This window comes from Ramlibacter pinisoli (assembly GCF_009758015.1).
Lineage (GTDB): Bacteria > Pseudomonadota > Gammaproteobacteria > Burkholderiales > Burkholderiaceae_C > Ramlibacter > Ramlibacter pinisoli.
Map to the genome: position 1 here is coordinate 105,852 of NZ_WSEL01000002.1, position 16,261 is coordinate 122,112.

Sequence of the window (16,261 nt, forward strand, 5' to 3'; positions counted from 1 at the left end):
TCCTTGTTGCAGGGAACCGGATGCTAGCGGGGTGGTGATTTCCGGTGCGCGCGTGGCTCAAAATCCGCACCCATGCGCAAATCGGTGAAATGGCTGCTGGTCGGGGTGTTCGGGTTCGTGGTCCTGCTGGTGGTGGCGCTGGCCGGCCTGTCGCGCTGGGCCGGCAGCGATGATTTCCGCACCATGGCGCAGCAGCGGGCGAGCACCGCGCTGGGGGTGCCGGTGCAGCTGGGACGCATCGAGCTGACGCTCTGGCCCAAGCCCGGCGTCGCGCTGCGCGACGTGCACATCGCCACCCGGCCGGCGCTGACGCTGGAGCAGCTCGACGCCCGGCCGATGTGGCTGTCGCTGCTGGTGGGCCGGCCGGTGCTCGACGCACTGGTGCTGCGCAATGCGGTGCTGCCGCAGGGCGGCCTGCTGGCGCTGGTGGCCAACCTGCAGAAGGGCGCGGCCAAGTCACCGTCGGCGACGCCGCCCCCGCTGCCGCGCCGCATCCTGCTGGAGAAGGTGAGCTGGATCGACACCGCCGGCCAGAAGCTGACCGTGGACGCCGAGGTCGCCTTCGAGCACGGGCCGCTGCCGGAACTGGCGCGCTTCGACGTCGTGGCCGGCCGCTACGCCGGCGCCAAGGCGGTGCTGGAGCGCCAGGCCGAGGCCTGGCAGCTGCGCGCCGAGATCGGCGGCGGCACCATCACCGGCCCGCTGCGGCTGCAGCCGCAGAAGGGCGGCGGCTGGCGGCTCAGCGGCGACATCGTCACCGACAAGGTGGAGGTGTCGGCGCTCACCGCGCCCTCGCGCACCATGACCGGCCGCGTCGAGGCACGCACCAGCCTGCAGGCCGACTTCCGGGAAGCGTCGGAGCTGGCCGACATGCTGCGCAGCCAGACCCGCTTCACGGTGCGCCACGCGGTGCTGCACGGCATCGACCTGGCGCAGGCGGTGCGCACGCTGGGCATCAGCCGCGGCGGCCAGACCGCGCTGGACACGCTGACCGGCAGCGTCGTGACGCAGGGCAAGGTGGTGCACCTGAACAACCTGGTGGCCAGCTCGGGCCTGCTGTCGGCCACCGGCAACGTGACCCTGGCGGCCGACCGCACGCTGGACGGCAAGGTGACGGCCGCGCTGGGCGGCGCGCTGGGCGTGCCGCTGAAGGTGGCCGGCACGCTGGATGCGCCCTCGGTCTCGCCCACCGGCGTGGCGCTGCCGGCCGCGGCCGACCTGGGCAGCCGGATCGGCGGCGGCATCAAGGGCCTGTTCGGCAAGTGAACTGCCCGTGCCGGCCTACAGCGGGGCGCGCCGGCGGCTGATCGGCAAGGGCCGGCCGGCGCCCTAGCATGGCTGAGCCGGGCAAGGGGCCGGCGCCGCATGCACCTGTCCACCGTCGAAGCACGCCTCGAATACAACGTCCGCCAGCCCTCGCACCTGCTGTTCAACGTCGAGGCGGCGCACTGGTCCACCCAGGTGATCGTCGCCGAGCGGCTGGAGGTCACGCCGCCGGTGAGCCTGCACGCCTACGAGGACGCCGCCAGCGGCAACCGCTTCGTGCGCTTCGACGCCCGGCCCGGGCCGCTGGTGGTGGCCTACAAGGCCGACGTCGAGGTGCATGCGCCGGTGCTGGACGACGCCCGGCTGGTCGAGGTGCCGGTCAACCAGGTGCCCGACGCGGTGCTGCGCCACCTGCTGCCCACGCGCTTCTGTGAATCGGACCTGCTGGCGGCGTTCGCGCGCGAGCGCTTCGGCGCCCTGCCACCCGGGGTCGAGCGGGTCCGGGCCATCGTGCGCTGGGTGCGCGAGACCATCGCCTACCGGCCCGGCAGCAGTTGCTCGACGACCACCGCGCAGGAGGTGATCGCGCAGCGCGCCGGCGTCTGCCGCGATTTCGCCCACGTGGCCATCACGCTGTGCCGCGCGCTCAACATCCCGGCCCGGCTGGTGGCCGGCTATGTCTGGTTCGACGAGCCGCCGCAGGACTTCCACGCCATCTTCGAGGCCTGGCTGGGCGGGCGCTGGGTGCTGTTCGATCCCACCGGCATGGCGCCGGTGGAACGGCTGGTGCGCATCGGTACCGGCCGCGACGCCAAGGACGTGGCCTTCAGCACCAGCTTCGGCGACATCCAGATGGTGGCCAAGCTGGTCACGGTGCTGGAACACGACGCCCGGGCGCCGCTGGCCGCATCGGCGCGCGAGCGGGCCGACGCCTGAGGCAGCCTCAGGTCTTGTACGAGGGATCCTCGCGATCGAGCTTGCGCAGCAGCGCCGGCCAGGCGATGTTGGGGCCCAGGCCGGCGGTGGCGGTCTTCATCACCTGCGCCAGGCCCTGCAGGATGGCGGGATCGACCGTCACCAGCTCGCCGCCGGCCTGGGCATCGATCTGGATCCGGCAGGTGTTCTCGAAGGTGTACATCGACAGGAAGGCGTCGGCGATGCTCTTGCCCACGGTCAGCAGGCCGTGGTTGCGCAGCATCAGGTAGTTCCGGCTCCCCAGGTCGGCCACCAGCCGCGGCTGCTCGTCCTCGCGCAGCGCCACCCCCTCGTAGGCGTGGTAAGCCAGCGAGGCCAGCACGAAGGTGCTCTGCTGGCTGATCGGCAGCACGCCGTTCTTCTGCGCACTGACGGCCACGCCGGCGCGGGTGTGGGTGTGCAGGACGCACTGGGCGTCCGCGCGGGCGGCGTGGATGCAGCTGTGGATGACGAAGCCGGCCGGGTTGACCGGGAACGGCGAGTCCAGCAGCTTGTTGCAGCGGGCGTCGACCTTGACCAGCGAGGAGGCGGTGATCTCCTCGAACAGCAGCCCGTAGGGATTGATCAGGAAGTGGTGCTCGGGGCCGGGCAGGCGCGCGCTGACATGGGTGAAGACCAGGTCGCTCCAGCCGTAGGCGGCGACCAGCCGGTAGCAGGCAGCGAGGTCGACCCGCAGCTGCCACTCCTCTTCGCTGACGAGTTCTCGGACGGACGGGATGTGCATGGCGTCTCCTGTGGACCGCGCGGCTGCGGCGCGGGCTTGCACTCTAGTGCGTCGCGGCCGCCGCGCCCAGTCGCCGCCCGGACAGGCGGTCAGCCGGCGGCGGTGAGCCGTTCCAGCCGGGCGAGGTAGGCCAGGGCCTGGGCGGCGCTGTCGCCGCACATCTCGCGCTGCGGCTGCAGGCTGGCGCAGACGGCCGGTCGCTCCGGGCGGCCGAACAGGCGGCAGCGGTTGGCCTCGTCCAGCTGGATGCAGCGCACGCCGGCCGGCTTGCCGCCGGGCATGCCGGGGATGGGCGAGCTGATCGAGGGTGCGATGCAGCAGGCGGCGCAGCCTGCACGGCAGGCAAGGGGAGGGCTGGCGGGGGTCACAGGGGGCAGCAGGGCAGGGCAGTGGGGGACCCGGGAGGACGGGCTCGGGTCACCGAGCGCGGGCCAGGGTAGCACCTGGAGTCGGGCGCGGCGCGGTGCCTGTTCTTATCTTCTTTGTTTTCTATATCTCATTAGTAGAAGTAGTTAAGGGCCGGGCCCTTCTGTGGACAAGCGGCTTTTGTCCTTGCGGATCAGCCACTTGCTGCGCGGCTGAGCCTGTGCGTGACCGTGCGTCCGGGCTGTCGCGCCGGCAGGGACAAGTTCCGGATGCGGGTCCGCTCTGTGGACAACCCTGCCGTTGTGCCGGAACTGTCCACAGGATTGTCCCGGAACGGCCGCGATCGGCCGCAGGACCGTCCGGGCGCCGTGGAGGCAGGGGTCCCGTCGGATGGCCAGTCGGCGGCCATGGGAGGGCCTGTTAGCGGCCCGGGCGCCGCGTCCGGACCGTCGGCAGGGGAAGCACCTCGACCCGGCCGATGCGACCGATGCCACCACAAAGCGGCGCCGGCGCGACCCGAAGTAGTTCTGCGGGGCGTCGGCCGGCCGGGCCGGGGTCGCTGCCGAACTCGGGCGCGGCGCCGATCTGTCTTTCTCTTCTATATCTTCTATTTTTAATTAGTAGTAGTAGATAAGGGATGAGCTCAACTGTGGACAAGCTGCTTTTTCCCTTGCCGATCAGCAACTTGCGGTGCGGCGGACCCTGTGCGCGACCGTGCGTCCGTGCTGTCGCGCCAACAGGGACAAGTTCCGGGTTCCGGTCATGCCTGTGGATAACCATGGCGTTGTGCCGGAACTCTCCACAGGGTTGTCCGGGGCGGCCGAAAGCCCTGCCGGACACACGGCGGCGCCGCGCCGGCAAGGCGCCTGCGTGGGGGGAGGGGAGGTCAGCGCCCGGGCGGGCTGGCTGCGGGCCGGAGGCCGTTCAGGGCTGCTGGAAGCGGCTGGCGGCCCACAGCACCTGGTCGATGACGGCCTGGACGTTCTGGCGCGCCGCATCGGCCACCAGCTGGCCGTCGGCGTCGAAGGCGTCGGCGGCGCGGCCGAGGGCGAAGTTCTTCGGTGCCACCCAGCACTGCAGGTTGAGCAGCAGCGGCGCCAGGTGGCCTTGCGAGCGCAGGCCGCCGAGGGCGCCGGGCGAGGCGCTGAGCATGCCCACCACCTTGCCGCGCGAGCTCCTGAAGCCGTCGGTCCAGGCCGGGTCGGCCTTCACCGGGCTGGACACCCAGTCGAGCGTGTTCTTCAGCAGGGCCGGGTAGCTGGCGTTGTATTCGGGCGCGCAGATGATCCAGGCCGGATGGTCGAAGCACAGCTGCTTCAGGCGGATGACGTCGGCCGGCGTGCCGCGCGCCTCGAGGTCGGCGTTGTACATCGGGATGTCGAGCTCGCCCAGTTCGAGATGGGTCACCTCGGCGCCGCTGGTACGCGCCAGGGCGGCGGTGGCCGCGGCCAGCCGGCGGTTGTAGGAACCCTGGCGGGTGCTGCCGGCAAAGACGAGGAGGCGCATCGGAGTCCGGGAGGAGGGCGGAAGCGGTGACTCGGCGGCAGCGACTGGCTTGGGAGGGGTCGCCAATGGCCGCATTGGAGCACGGGCAGGACCGGCCCGGTAGAATGTACAGATTCCACGGATTGTACAAATGCAGACCTTGTCGCTCAGCGAATTCCGCGCCCATGCCAGCGAGATGCTCGACCTGGTGGAAAAGGGCGAGACCGTGCGCATCCTGCGCCACGGCAAGCCCGTGGCCGAATTGGTGCCGGTGCGCGGCGCCGCCGAGCGGGCCCAGGAGCCGCCGCCGGCCTGGAAGCAGCCATTCGAGCCGCTGCGGGTGGTGCGCCCGGACGGCAAGACCGGCGCCCAGCTGATCATCGAGGAACGGGAGGGCGGCTGGTGAACCGGCTCCTGATGGACACCTCGGCGCTCTACAAGCGCTACAACGACGAGCGCGGCAGCGACCGGGTCCGGGCCCTGGTCGATGGAGCCAGCGAGATGGTGGTGGCGGCGCACTGCAAGGCCGAGGTCGCCTCGGCCATCAACCGCCAGCGCCAGGACGGCCTGGTGTCGGCCGACGATTACCAGCGCATCATGGCCGTGGTGCAGCAGCACTTCGGCGCCTTCAGCCGCATCGACCTCGACCGCCGGGTCGAGGCCCTGGCCATCGCGGCGATGGAGCGCAGCCGCCTGCGCGCGGCCGATGCGCTGCACATCGCCACCGCCCAGGCTGCCGGCGTCGACGTCTTCGTCACCGCCGACCGCCGCCAGGCCAGCGCCGCCCAGGCGGCCGGACTGCCCACTGAACTCATCGAAGCCTGACCATGCTCTACCCTGAAACCTTCGATGTCATCGTCGTCGGCGGCGGCCATGCCGGCACCGAGGCGGCGCTGGCCGCTGCCCGCATGGGCTGCAGGACGCTGCTGCTCACCCACAACATCGAGACCCTCGGCCAGATGAGCTGCAATCCCTCGATCGGCGGCATCGGCAAGGGCCACCTGGTCAAGGAGGTCGATGCCCTGGGCGGCGCGATGGCCATCGCGACCGACGAGGCGGGGATCCAGTTCCGCATCCTCAACAGTTCCAAGGGGCCGGCGGTGCGCGCCACCCGGGCCCAGGCCGACCGCATCCTTTACAAGGCGGCGATCCGGCGCCGGCTGGAGAACCAGCCCAACCTCACCCTGTTCCAGCAGGCGGTGGACGACCTGCTGGTGGAGGGCGACCGGGTGGTGGGCGCCGTCACCCAGGTCGGCATCCGGTTCTGCTCGCGCACGGTGGTGCTGACGGCCGGCACCTTCCTGGACGGCAAGATCCACGTCGGGCTGAACAACTACGCCGCCGGCCGGGCCGGCGATCCGCCGGCGGTGTCGCTGTCGGCGCGGCTGAAGGAGCTGAAGCTGCCGCAGGGGCGGCTCAAGACCGGGACCCCACCGCGCATCGACGGCCGCACCATCGACTTCTCCCGGACCGAACAGCAGCCGGGCGACCTGGACCCGGTGCCGGTGTTCAGCTTCATGGGCACGGCGGCGCTGCACCCGCGCCAGGTGCCGTGCTGGATCACCCACACCAACGAGCGCACCCACGCCATCATCCGGACCGGTTTCGACCGCAGTCCGATGTTCACCGGCAAGATCGAGGGCGTGGGGCCGCGCTACTGCCCCAGCGTCGAGGACAAGATCAACCGGTTCGCCGACAAGGACAGCCACCAGGTGTTCCTGGAGCCGGAGGGCCTGACCACCAACGAGGTCTATCCCAACGGCATCTCGACCAGCCTGCCGTTCGACGTCCAGTACCAGCTGGTGCGCTCGCTGCCGGGACTGGAGCAGGCCCACATCCTGCGGCCGGGCTATGCAATCGAATACGACTACTTCGACCCGCGCTCGCTCAGGAGCAGCTTCGAGACCCGGCAGATCGGCGGGCTGTTCTTCGCCGGCCAGATCAACGGCACCACCGGCTACGAGGAGGCGGCGGCCCAGGGCCTGTTCGCCGGCATCAATGCCGCCCTGCAGTGCCGGGACGAGGCAGCCTGGCTGCCACGGCGCGACGAGGCCTACCTGGGCGTGCTGGTCGACGACCTGATCACCAAGGGTGTGACCGAGCCGTACCGCATGTTCACCAGCCGCGCCGAGTTCCGGCTGCAGCTGCGCGAGGACAACGCCGACATGCGCCTGACCGAGGCCGGGCGCCAGCTAGGCCTGGTGACGGACGAGCGCTGGGACGCCTTCAACCGCAAGCGCGATGCTGTTTCACGTGAAACAGAGCGGCTGCGCTCGGTCTGGGTGAACCCGCGCAACCTGCCGGCGACCGAGTCGGAGCGGGTGCTGGGCAAGGCCATCGACCACGAGCACAACCTGGCCGACCTGCTGCGGCGTCCGAACATCGGCTATGAAGCGCTGCTGTCGCTCGACGGCGGCAAGTACGCGTCGCCCGCTGTTTCACGTGAAACACTCGGAGCGCTGTACCACCCCGTGGTCGAGCAGCTCGAGATCGGCGCCAAGTACGCCGGCTACATCGAGCGCCAGAAGGACGAGGTCGAGCGGGCCGCCCACTACGAGAACCTGCGCCTGCCGGCCGAGCTGGACTACCTGCAGGTCCCGGCGCTGTCGATCGAGGTGCGGCAGAAGCTGGCCACGCACCGGCCGGAGACCCTGGGCATGGCCTCGCGCATCTCGGGCGTGACGCCGGCGGCCATCTCGCTGCTGCTGGTGCACCTGAAGAAGCAGAAGTTCACCGGCTTCGCCGAGGCCGCCAACCAGGCCCAGCAGGCGGCATGAGCCTGGACGTGGAACTGCGCGCCGGGGCGCAGGCGCTCGGCCTGGCGCTGGACGATGGCCAGCTGCGCCAGCTGCTCGACTACCTGGCCCTGCTGGCCAAGTGGAACAAGGTCTACAACCTGACGGCGCTGCGCGACGAGCGCCAGATGCTCAGCCACCACCTGCTCGACAGCCTGGCGGTGGTGGCGCCGCTGCGGCGCCAGCAGGGCGGGGCGGGGCGGCTGCTCGATGTCGGCTCCGGCGCCGGCCTGCCGGGCGTGGTGCTGGCGATCTGCTGTCCGGCCCTGCACGTCGACTGCCTCGACGCCGTGGCCAAGAAGGCGGCCTTCGTGCAGCAGGTCGCCGTGGCGCTGGGGCTGCCGCGCCTGCGTGGCCTGCACGCCCGGGTGGAGACGGTGGCCGACGGCTACGACGTGGTGAGCGCACGCGCCTTTTCCTCGCTCGCCGACTTTGTCCAGGGGTCGCGCCAGGCCCTGGCACCCGATGGCGTCTGGCTGGCCATGAAGGGCAGGCACCCGGCCGACGAGATCGCCGCCCTGCCGCCGGGGGTGGCTCAGGTGTTTCACGTGGAACAGCTGACGGTCCCGGGGCTGGACGCCGAGCGCTGCATCGTCTGGATGCGGCGGGAACCGCCGGGTCACTGACTTAAACTCGACGCTCCACAGCAGCACCTTCTCCGGGGGGATCCATGTTCGGCGTGACCGACTACGGCGCATTCGTCGCCGCGATCATCATCTTTCTCGCCATCCCCGGCCCCGGCAACCTGGCCCTGATCACCTCGACCGGCAAGGGCGGCATCCGCGGCGGCCTGGCCGCCACGCTGGGCATCATTGCCGGCGACCAGGTGCTGATGTGGGCCGCGGTGGCGGGCGTGGCGGCGCTGCTGATCGCCTACCCGGCCGCCTTCCACGCGGTGCAGTGGCTGGGCGCCGCCTACCTGGCCTGGCTCGGCGCCCGGATGCTGCTAGCCAAGCCCGGCAGCGCCCCGGTCCTGAACATCCGGCCGCGCCAGTACTTCCGCCAGGCCGCCCTCATCACCCTGCTCAATCCCAAGGCCATCGTGTTCTACATGGCCTTCTTCCCGCTGTTCGTCGATCCGCAGCGCCACCAGGGCATGGCCACCTTCGGTGCCATGGCCGCCACGATCGCCGGGCTCACCTTCCTGTACGGCCTGGGCGCCACCCTGCTGACGCACTTCCTGGCCGAGCGCATGCGTGCCAACCCGGCGATCGGCCGGGCGCTGGAGAAGCTGGCCGGGGTGTTCCTGATCGGCTTCGGCGTCAAGCTGGCGGTGAGCCGATGAGCGCCGCCGGACCGGAGCAGGGCGCGCCCGCCCGCACGGGCGCCAGGATCTTCTGCGTCGCCAACCAGAAGGGCGGCGTCGGCAAGACCACCACCACGGTCAACCTGGCCGCCGGGCTGGCCAAGGTCGGCCAGCGCGTGCTCATGGTCGACCTCGATCCCCAGGGCAATGCCACCATGGGATCGGGCGTCGACAAGCGCAAGCTCGAACTCACCATCTACGACGTGCTGCTGGAATCGGCCTCGGTGGCCGAGGCGCGGGTGCACAGCGACAAGTGCGGCTTCGACGTGCTGGGGGCCAACCGCGACCTGGCCGGCGCCGAGGTGGAACTGGTCGACCTCGAGCGGCGCGAGCGGCGCCTGCGCGAGGCGCTGGGGCAGGTGGCGGACAGCTACGACTTCGTGCTGATCGACTGCCCGCCCTCGCTGTCCATGCTCACGCTCAACGGCCTGTGCTCGGCCCATGGCGTCATCGTGCCCATGCAGTGCGAATACTTCGCCCTCGAGGGGCTGACCGACCTGGTCAACACCATCAAGCAGGTGCACGCCAACCTGAACAAGGACCTGCAGATCATCGGCCTGCTGCGCGTGATGTTCGACCCGCGCATCACGCTGCAGCAGCAGGTGAGCGACCAGCTGAAGGCGCACTTCCACGACAAGGTGTTCAATACCGTGATCCCGCGCAACGTGCGGCTGGCCGAGGCCCCCAGCTACGGCCTGCCGGGCGTGGTGTTCGATCCGGCGGCGCGCGGCAGCCAGGCCTACGTGGAGTTCGCGCACGAGATGGTGGACCGCATCAAGACGATGTGATCGCAGAAAAGTCCGCGTCAGTTCTGGCGGTATAGCTCCCGAATTCATAGCATATGAAGCCCTCCAACGTCCTCGTCCTGCCCGGCTGGCAGAACAGCGGGCCGACCCACTGGCAGTCGCGCTGGGAGCAGCGGCACGGCTACCGGCGGGTCGAGCAGCATGACTGGCAGCAGCCGCTGCGCGGCGACTGGATCGCCCGGCTGGAGGACGTGGTGCTGGGTTGCGACGAGCCGGCAGTGCTGGTGGCGCACAGCCTGGGCTGCATGCTGGTGGCGGCCTGGGCCGCGAGCTCGCGCAACACCGCCCGGGTCAAGGCCGCCCTGCTGGTGGCGCCCGGCGACGTCGAACGGCAGGCGCTGCGGGTGCAGCTGCCCACCTGGGCGCCGGTGCCGCTGCAGCGGCTGCCGTTCCGCAGCGTGCTGGTGGCCAGCCGCAACGACCCGCATTGCAGCTACGAGCGCGCCAGCGCCTTCGCCCGGGCCTGGGGCAGCCAGTGCATCGACCATGGCCACAGCGGCCACATCAACGCCGACTCCGGCCTGGCGAGCTGGCCCGAAGGCCACCTGCTGCTGGACGACCTGCTCCATGACTAGCGTCCCCGCAGCGCCGGCCCGGCCGGCCGGCGGCGCGGCGACCCCGGCCTGCACCGCGCGCCTGCGTGGTCCGGGCCCAACGATCGAATCGAAAGTGATGAACCGATGGTGACCAAGAAACCCAAGGGCCTGGGCCGCGGCCTGGAAGCGCTGCTCGGGCCGACGCTGGGCGAGGGCGCTGCCGCCGCCGAGGCGCCGGTTGCCAACCCGGGCCTGCCGGCCTCGCTGCGGCTGGACGACATGGTCCCCGGCATGTACCAGCCGCGCACGCGGATGGACGAGGGCGCGCTCTACGAGCTGGCCGAGTCCATCAAGGCACAGGGGATCATGCAACCGATCCTGGTGCGCAAGCTGGGGGAGGGCGCGAACGCCGGCAAGTTCGAAATCATCGCCGGCGAGCGCCGCTTCCGCGCCGCCCGGCTGGCCGGCCTGGACAGCGTGCCGGTGCTGGTGCGCGACGTGCCGAACGAGGCCGCCGCCGCGATGGCGCTGATCGAGAACATCCAGCGCGAGGACCTCAACCCGCTGGAGGAGGCGCAGGGCCTGCAGCGGCTGGTCCGCGACTTCGGCCTCACCCACGAACAGGCCGCGCAGGCCGTCGGCCGCTCGCGCAGCGCGGCGTCCAACCTGCTGCGCCTGCTGAACCTGGCCGACCCGGTGCAGACCATGCTGATGGCCGGCGACCTCGACATGGGCCATGCGCGCGCGCTGCTGGCGCTGGACCGCGCGGCCCAGATCACGGCCGCCAACCAGATCAGCGCCAGGAAGCTGTCGGTGCGCGAGGCCGAGTCGCTGGTCAAGCGCCTGGGCGCCGAATTCACGCTGACCTCGCCCAAGCCCAAGGCCGAGAAGTCACGCGACCTGCGCCGGCTCGAGGAGGAACTGTCGGACCTGCTCACCGCCGAAGTCGAGGTCCGGGTGAAAAAGCGCGCCAAGCGCAACGGCCGCGTCGAGGAACTGGGCGAGGTGGCGATCCAGTTCGGCTCGCTCGACGAACTGAACGGGCTGCTGGATCGGCTGCGGGGGTAGGGCGTGAAGGCGGGAGTGCGCTGTCGCGCTCCCGTGGTCCTCAGAGCGAGAAGATCTTCCCCGGGTTGAGGATGTTCTTGGGGTCGAGCGCGCGCTTGATGGTGCGCATCATGTCGACCGCGCCGGTGCCGGCCTCGGTGACCAGGAAGCCCATCTTGTGCAGGCCGACGCCGTGCTCGCCGGTGCAGGTGCCGCCCAGGCCCAGGGCGCGCGTCACCAGCTTGTGGTTCAGGTCCTCGGCCACCTGGCGCTCGCGCGGATCGTTGGGGTCCAGCAGGTAGCCGAAGTGGAAGTTGCCGTCGCCCACGTGGCCGACCAGGAAGTAGGGGATGCCGCTGGCGTCGGCCTCGGCCACCGAGTCGAGCAGGCAGTCGGCCAGGCGCGAGATCGGCACGCAGGTGTCGGTGGAGATGGCGCGGCAGCCCGGGCGCGACTGGATGGCGGCGAAGTAGGCGTTGTGCCGCGCGGTCCACAGGCGGGTGCGCTCCTCCGGCGTGCTGGCCCACGCGAAGGCCTGGCCGCCGTGCTCGCTGGCGATCTCCTGCACCGTCTCGGCCTGCTCCTTCACGCTGCTGGGCGAGCCGTGGAATTCCATCAGCAGCATCGGCTCCTCGCGCAGGCCCAGCTTGCTGTGCGCGTTGACCATCCGCACGGTGTGGTGGTCGATCAGTTCCACGCGGGCGATCGGCACGCCCAGCTGGATGACCTGGATCACGCTGCGCACCGCGGCCTCGATGCTGGGGAAGGAGCAGATCGCCGCCGAAATCGCCTCCGGGATCGGGTACAGCCGCAGCGACACCTCGGTGATGATGCCCAGCGTGCCTTCGCTGCCCACCAGCAGGCGCGTGAGGTCGTAGCCGGCCGACGATTTCTTGGCCCGGGTGCCGGTGCGGATGACGTCGCCGGAGGCGGTGACCACCTCCAGCCCCAGCACGTTCTCGCGCATGGTGCCGTAGCGCACGGCGTTCGTGCCCGAGGCGCGGGTGGCGCTCATGCCGCCGAGCGTGGCGTCGGCACCGGGGTCGATCGGGAAGAACAGGCCGGTGCTCCTGATCTCGTCGTTCAGCTGCTTGCGCGTGACGCCGGCCTGCACGGTGACGGTGAGGTCCTCGGGGTTGACGGCCAGCACCTTGTTCATGCGGCCGAGGTCGATGCTGATGCCGCCCTGCACGGCCAGCAGGTGGCCTTCGAGCGAGGAGCCGACGCCGAACGGGATCACCGGCACGTCGTGCGCGGCTGCCAGCGCCACCGCATCGGCCACGTCCCGGGTCGATTCGGCGAACACCACCGCGGCCGGCGGCGGCGCCTCGAACGAGGACTCGTCGCGGCCGTGCTGCTCGCGCACCACCATCGCCGTCGAGCACTGGGCGCCGAAGCGCGCGGCCAGCGCGTCGAGCAGCGCCTGCGGCACCGCGCGCTGGGCGATCTCGGGGACGAGGTGGGTGAGGGTGGTGGGGGCGTTCATGGACGGTGTCTCCTGGCGATCGTCCATCTTAGCGGCTGGGTCCCGGGCGCGCCCCGGGGCCGTGGCCGCCTGGCTAGCGCAGGCTGGCGTCGTACTCCGAGGGGGACAGCGAGCCGTCGCGGTTGGTGTCCATGTCCTCGAAGCTCATGGTCACCACGGGCAGGCGCAGCGCCTCCGCCCGGCTGAGCAGGCCGTCGCCGTTGCTGTCGGCCTGCTGGAAGAACTGCATGACCTGCAGCGCCGTCATCGGGCCGCGCGCCACCATGCCGTTGGCGCTGACCGAGGGCACGCCGTTGGACAGGCCGGCCGGCGGGCCGGCGGGGAAGGTGGTGATGGCGGCGCCGGCGCTGACGGTGCCGACGGCGGCGGCGGTCCCGGTCGTGCCGGTGGCCGCCGTCGTGCCGGTGGCAGGAACGGTGGCGATGCCGCCGGTGGTGCCCTGCGGGGTGAAGGTGCCGGTGGCGGCGACCCCGCCGACGGCCGCGTTCGGGTCGGTCGGCACCACCACCACGCCGCGCGTGCTGCCGCCGGTGGTGGTGGCGGTGGTGTCGGCCGTGGTGCCGACGCGGTTGGTGGTCGTGCCGGTGCCGCCGGTGGTGCCGCTGGTCAGGCCCGATTGCGCCGGCAGGTTGGTGCCCAGCACCGGGCTGCTGCCGCTGGTGAGGCCGCTGCCGGCGGGGGTGCCGGTGGTCAGGCCGGGCGCCGCGCCGCTGGTCAGGCCCGAGGGAGCCGGCGTGCCGGCCGGCAGGCCGCTGGCCTGGGTGGCCGTGGTCGGTGCGGCGCGCTGCAGGGTGCGGGTCTGGGCCAGCGCGGCGGCGGTGACGCACAGGCACAGCACGATCGCCGCCAGGATGGTGAGCGGGCGCGGACGGAAGTCCAGGTGCGGAAGGCGCGGACGTTGCATGGCGGTTCTCCTGCTCGCTCCATCCTGGCTGGTCAGCCGCATTGCGCAGTGGCGCGGCAGCGGGTCTCGCCGTAGGACGCGGCCGCAGTCCGCCGGGTGGGAGAATCGGCCGTCTTCACCGAACGGAGCAGCACACCATGGGCAAGCGCCTGACCCAGATCGCCACCCGCACCGGCGACGACGGCACCACCGGCCTGGGCGACAACACCCGGGTGGCCAAGAGCAGCCGGCGCGTGCAGGCGATGGGCGACGTCGACGAGCTCAACTCGCAGATCGGCCTGCTGCTGTGCGAGACCCTGCCGGACGGCGTGCGGGCGCTGCTGGTGGAGGTGCAGCACGAACTCTTCAACCTGGGCGGCGAGCTGTCCATTCCCGGCTACGAACTGCTCAAGCCCGAGGCGCTGGCCGTGCTGGACGCCGCCCTGGCCGAGCACAACGGCCGCCTGCCCAGGCTGGAGGAATTCATCCTGCCGGCCGGCACCCGGGCCGCGTCCCTCGCCCATGTCTGCCGCACCGTGGCACGGCGGGCCGAGCGCGCCGTGGTGGCGCTCGGCGAGGGCGAGCCGGTGAACGACACCCCGCGCCGCTACCTCAACCGGTTGTCGGACCTGCTGTTCGTGCTGGCGCGGGTGCTCAACCGCCTGGACGGCGGCGACGACGTGTACTGGAAGAGCGAGCGGCTGCGGCGCGGCGACGCCGACTGAGCGGCTGCGCGCCGGCGCTCAGCCCCTGGGCGCCAGGATCGCCATCGTGATGCGTGACACGCAGGTGGGGCGGCCGGCATCGTCGACCAGGTCGATCTGCCACACCTGGGTGGTGCGGCCGATGTGCACCGGCCGCGTGGTGCCGGTGACCCAGCCCTCGGTGGCGCCGCGCAGGTGGTTGGCGTTGATGTCCAGGCCCACCGCGCGGTGCCCCGGCGGGCAGCTGTAGGCCGCGCCGCAGGAGCCCAGCGTCTCGGCCAGCACCACGCTCACACCGCCGTGCAGCAGGCCGTAGGGCTGGCGGGTGCGGCCGTCCACCGGCACCCGGGCGCGGATGAAGTCGTCGCCGACGGCGAGGAACTCGATGCCCAGCCGGTCCACCGCGGTGTCGTGGTGGATGCCGGCCAGCAGGTCGACCGAGATCGGCCGGGTCCAGATCGGGGTGGTGGCCATCAGCGCGGGGTGGTGCGGGCGGTGGCGCGCGGCGGCTCCGCGGTGGGCGTGAGCGGGGCGCCGGTGGGGGCGGGGGCCGGCGCGGCCCGCCGGCCGCCGCGGCTGAGCAGGGCGTTCAGCAGGATGGCGCCGAAGGTGGCGGTGCCGATGCCGCCGAGTGCGAAGCCGCCGAACTTGAGTGTGAAATCGCCGGTGCCCAGCACCAGCGTCACGGCGGCCACGATCAGGTTGCGGTTGTCGGAGAAGTCGACCCGGTTGTCGACCCAGATCTTGGCGCCGGCGGCGGCGATCAGGCCGAACACCACGATCGACACGCCGCCCATCACCGGCAGCGGGATGGCCTGGATGACGGCGCCGAACTTGGGCGAGAAGCCCAGCACGATGGCGATGGCGGCGGCCACCACGAACACCGCGGTCGAATAGATCTTGGTGGCCGCCATCACGCCGATGTTCTCGGCATAGGTGGTCACGCCGGTGCCGCCGGCGGCACCGCTCACCATGGTGGCGATGCCGTCGCCGATGAAGGCGCGGCCCATGTAGGCGTCGAGGTTGCGGCCGGTCATCGCCGTCACCGCCTTGATGTGGCCCAGGTTCTCGGCCACCAGGATGATGGCCACCGGCGCGATCAGCAGCAGCGCCGGCGCGCTGAACACCGGCGCGGCGAAGGCCGGCGCGCCGACCCAGGCCGCGGCGGCGATGCCCGACAGGTCCACCGGCTTGCCCAGCCCCAGGCCGTTGGTGAGCACGGCGTAGACCAGGCTGGCCAGCAGCAGGCCGACCAGGATCAGCAGCCGCTGCACCATGCCGCCGGCGAACACCGCCACCAGCGCCACGCAGACGAAGGTGACGGCCTGCATCCAGGCGTCGAAGTTGCCGGCCGCCATGTTCTTGACCGGGATGCCGGCCAGGTTCAGGCCGATGACCGCCACCACCGCGCCGGTGACCACCGGCGGCATGAAGCGCTCGATCCAGCCGGTGCCCACCGCCTGCACGATGGCGCCGATCAGCGTGTAGAGCGCACCGCAGGCGATGATGCCGCCCAGCGCCACGCCGATGTTGGCGTTGGGGCCCTTGCCGGCGTACGCGGTGGCCGCGATCACCACGCCGATGAAGGCGAAGCTCGAGCCCAGGTAGCTGGGCACCTTGCCGCCGGTGATGAGGAAGAACAGCATGGTGCCGATGCCGCTCATCAGGATGGCCAGGTTGGGATCGAAGCCCATGAGGATGGGGGCCAGCACGGTGGCGCCGAACATCGCGATCACGTGCTGCACGCCCATGGCCGCCGTCTGCGGCCACGGCAGCCGCTCCTCCGGGCCGATCACGCCGCCTTGCTGCAGCACCTGGGCGGGCCGCTCGGCCCATTGGAAGAAGGACATTCGCGCTCCTCTGCTGGAATGGCGCCGATGCT

General features: G+C 71.3%; 18 protein-coding genes. 11 read left to right on the top strand and 7 right to left on the bottom strand.

Annotation, left to right across the window (positions count from 1 at the left end; all coding sequences use genetic code 11):
- Positions 1-72: 72 nt before the first annotated feature.
- A complete protein-coding gene (locus tag GON04_RS00545) occupies positions 73-1,266 on the top strand; it encodes an AsmA family protein (protein WP_157396056.1) in 1,194 nt (397 codons plus the stop codon).
- Between the two features lie 99 nt (positions 1,267-1,365).
- Positions 1,366-2,202: a transglutaminase-like domain-containing protein gene (locus GON04_RS00550; RefSeq protein ID WP_157396057.1), complete on the top strand. Its 837-nt coding sequence runs from the start codon at positions 1,366-1,368 to the stop codon at positions 2,200-2,202.
- Positions 2,203-2,209: 7 nt separating this feature from the next.
- Here the strand turns inward: GON04_RS00550 and GON04_RS00555 are convergent, their stop codons facing one another.
- The 3 genes from GON04_RS00555 to GON04_RS00565 form a co-directional block, all read right to left on the bottom strand.
- Positions 2,210-2,965, bottom strand: coding sequence for a class II aldolase/adducin family protein (locus tag GON04_RS00555; RefSeq protein WP_157396058.1), 756 nt, complete (start codon positions 2,963-2,965; stop codon positions 2,210-2,212).
- Between the two features lie 89 nt (positions 2,966-3,054).
- The gene (locus GON04_RS00560) at positions 3,055-3,342 is read right to left on the bottom strand and encodes a YkgJ family cysteine cluster protein (RefSeq protein WP_198349183.1); all 288 of its coding nucleotides are present in this window, start codon (positions 3,340-3,342) and stop codon (positions 3,055-3,057) included.
- Positions 3,343-4,255: 913 nt separating this feature from the next.
- Positions 4,256-4,837: an NADPH-dependent FMN reductase gene (locus GON04_RS00565; RefSeq protein WP_157396060.1), complete on the bottom strand. Its 582-nt coding sequence runs from the start codon at positions 4,835-4,837 to the stop codon at positions 4,256-4,258.
- A gap of 130 nt (positions 4,838-4,967) precedes the next feature.
- On the opposite strand from GON04_RS00565, the gene GON04_RS00570 reads away from it, so the two are divergent.
- The 8 genes from GON04_RS00570 to GON04_RS00605 all read left to right on the top strand — a co-directional run bounded on the left by GON04_RS00570 (position 4,968) and on the right by GON04_RS00605 (position 11,327).
- Positions 4,968-5,222 carry a type II toxin-antitoxin system Phd/YefM family antitoxin gene (locus GON04_RS00570; RefSeq protein ID WP_157396061.1) on the top strand — a complete coding sequence of 85 codons (255 nt, stop codon included), beginning with the start codon at positions 4,968-4,970 and terminating at the stop codon, positions 5,220-5,222.
- A complete protein-coding gene (locus tag GON04_RS00575) occupies positions 5,219-5,641 on the top strand; it encodes a PIN domain-containing protein (protein WP_157396062.1) in 423 nt (140 codons plus the stop codon). Before GON04_RS00570 ends, GON04_RS00575 begins: the two co-directional genes overlap by 4 nt.
- Before the next feature lie 2 nt (positions 5,642-5,643).
- Positions 5,644-7,593: a tRNA uridine-5-carboxymethylaminomethyl(34) synthesis enzyme MnmG gene (mnmG, locus tag GON04_RS00580; RefSeq protein WP_157396063.1), complete on the top strand. Its 1,950-nt coding sequence runs from the start codon at positions 5,644-5,646 to the stop codon at positions 7,591-7,593.
- Positions 7,590-8,237, top strand: coding sequence for a 16S rRNA (guanine(527)-N(7))-methyltransferase RsmG (gene rsmG, locus GON04_RS00585; RefSeq protein ID WP_157396064.1), 648 nt, complete (start codon positions 7,590-7,592; stop codon positions 8,235-8,237). Before mnmG ends, rsmG begins: the two co-directional genes overlap by 4 nt.
- A 44-nt stretch (positions 8,238-8,281) precedes the next feature.
- The gene (locus GON04_RS00590; RefSeq protein WP_157396065.1) at positions 8,282-8,896 is read left to right on the top strand and encodes a LysE family translocator; all 615 of its coding nucleotides are present in this window, start codon (positions 8,282-8,284) and stop codon (positions 8,894-8,896) included.
- Positions 8,893-9,705: a ParA family protein gene (locus tag GON04_RS00595; protein ID WP_157396066.1), complete on the top strand. Its 813-nt coding sequence runs from the start codon at positions 8,893-8,895 to the stop codon at positions 9,703-9,705. Before GON04_RS00590 ends, GON04_RS00595 begins: the two co-directional genes overlap by 4 nt.
- A 53-nt stretch (positions 9,706-9,758) precedes the next feature.
- Positions 9,759-10,298, top strand: coding sequence for an RBBP9/YdeN family alpha/beta hydrolase (locus tag GON04_RS00600; protein ID WP_157396067.1), 540 nt, complete (start codon positions 9,759-9,761; stop codon positions 10,296-10,298).
- 105 nt (positions 10,299-10,403) lie between these two features.
- Positions 10,404-11,327 (top strand): ParB/RepB/Spo0J family partition protein, encoded by a 924-nt coding sequence (locus GON04_RS00605; protein ID WP_157396068.1) that lies wholly within the window; start codon positions 10,404-10,406, stop codon positions 11,325-11,327.
- 40 nt (positions 11,328-11,367) lie between these two features.
- Here the strand turns inward: GON04_RS00605 and GON04_RS00610 are convergent, their stop codons facing one another.
- Positions 11,368-12,792, bottom strand: coding sequence for an FAD-binding oxidoreductase (locus GON04_RS00610; protein ID WP_157396069.1), 1,425 nt, complete (start codon positions 12,790-12,792; stop codon positions 11,368-11,370).
- A gap of 73 nt (positions 12,793-12,865) precedes the next feature.
- Positions 12,866-13,696, bottom strand: coding sequence for an EF-hand domain-containing protein (locus tag GON04_RS00615; RefSeq protein WP_157396070.1), 831 nt, complete (start codon positions 13,694-13,696; stop codon positions 12,866-12,868).
- A gap of 137 nt (positions 13,697-13,833) precedes the next feature.
- Between GON04_RS00615 and GON04_RS00620 the strand changes: the two genes are divergently transcribed.
- Positions 13,834-14,400, top strand: coding sequence for a cob(I)yrinic acid a,c-diamide adenosyltransferase (locus tag GON04_RS00620; RefSeq protein WP_157396071.1), 567 nt, complete (start codon positions 13,834-13,836; stop codon positions 14,398-14,400).
- Between the two features lie 18 nt (positions 14,401-14,418).
- On the opposite strand, the gene GON04_RS00625 is transcribed toward GON04_RS00620, so the two are convergent.
- Positions 14,419-14,853, bottom strand: coding sequence for a hotdog fold thioesterase (locus tag GON04_RS00625; protein ID WP_157396072.1), 435 nt, complete (start codon positions 14,851-14,853; stop codon positions 14,419-14,421).
- Complete coding sequence (locus GON04_RS00630; RefSeq protein WP_157396073.1) at positions 14,853-16,229, bottom strand: solute carrier family 23 protein; 1,377 nt, start codon at positions 16,227-16,229, stop codon at positions 14,853-14,855. Before GON04_RS00630 ends, GON04_RS00625 begins: the two co-directional genes overlap by 1 nt.
- Positions 16,230-16,261 lie beyond the last annotated feature (32 nt).

Coding starts and splice junctions, on each gene's coding strand:
- GON04_RS00545 (WP_157396056.1), top strand. CDS start 73: ATGCGCAAATCGGTGAAATGGCTGCTGGTCGGGGTGTTCGGGTTCGTG.
- GON04_RS00550 (WP_157396057.1), top strand. CDS start 1,366: ATGCACCTGTCCACCGTCGAAGCACGCCTCGAATACAACGTCCGCCAG.
- GON04_RS00555 (WP_157396058.1), bottom strand. CDS start 2,965: ATGCACATCCCGTCCGTCCGAGAACTCGTCAGCGAAGAGGAGTGGCAG.
- GON04_RS00565 (WP_157396060.1), bottom strand. CDS start 4,837: ATGCGCCTCCTCGTCTTTGCCGGCAGCACCCGCCAGGGTTCCTACAAC.
- GON04_RS00570 (WP_157396061.1), top strand. CDS start 4,968: ATGCAGACCTTGTCGCTCAGCGAATTCCGCGCCCATGCCAGCGAGATG.
- mnmG (WP_157396063.1), top strand. CDS start 5,644: ATGCTCTACCCTGAAACCTTCGATGTCATCGTCGTCGGCGGCGGCCAT.
- rsmG (WP_157396064.1), top strand. CDS start 7,590: ATGAGCCTGGACGTGGAACTGCGCGCCGGGGCGCAGGCGCTCGGCCTG.
- GON04_RS00590 (WP_157396065.1), top strand. CDS start 8,282: ATGTTCGGCGTGACCGACTACGGCGCATTCGTCGCCGCGATCATCATC.
- GON04_RS00595 (WP_157396066.1), top strand. CDS start 8,893: ATGAGCGCCGCCGGACCGGAGCAGGGCGCGCCCGCCCGCACGGGCGCC.
- GON04_RS00600 (WP_157396067.1), top strand. CDS start 9,759: ATGAAGCCCTCCAACGTCCTCGTCCTGCCCGGCTGGCAGAACAGCGGG.
- GON04_RS00605 (WP_157396068.1), top strand. CDS start 10,404: ATGGTGACCAAGAAACCCAAGGGCCTGGGCCGCGGCCTGGAAGCGCTG.
- GON04_RS00610 (WP_157396069.1), bottom strand. CDS start 12,792: ATGAACGCCCCCACCACCCTCACCCACCTCGTCCCCGAGATCGCCCAG.
- GON04_RS00615 (WP_157396070.1), bottom strand. CDS start 13,696: ATGCAACGTCCGCGCCTTCCGCACCTGGACTTCCGTCCGCGCCCGCTC.
- GON04_RS00620 (WP_157396071.1), top strand. CDS start 13,834: ATGGGCAAGCGCCTGACCCAGATCGCCACCCGCACCGGCGACGACGGC.
- GON04_RS00625 (WP_157396072.1), bottom strand. CDS start 14,853: ATGGCCACCACCCCGATCTGGACCCGGCCGATCTCGGTCGACCTGCTG.
- GON04_RS00630 (WP_157396073.1), bottom strand. CDS start 16,229: ATGTCCTTCTTCCAATGGGCCGAGCGGCCCGCCCAGGTGCTGCAGCAA.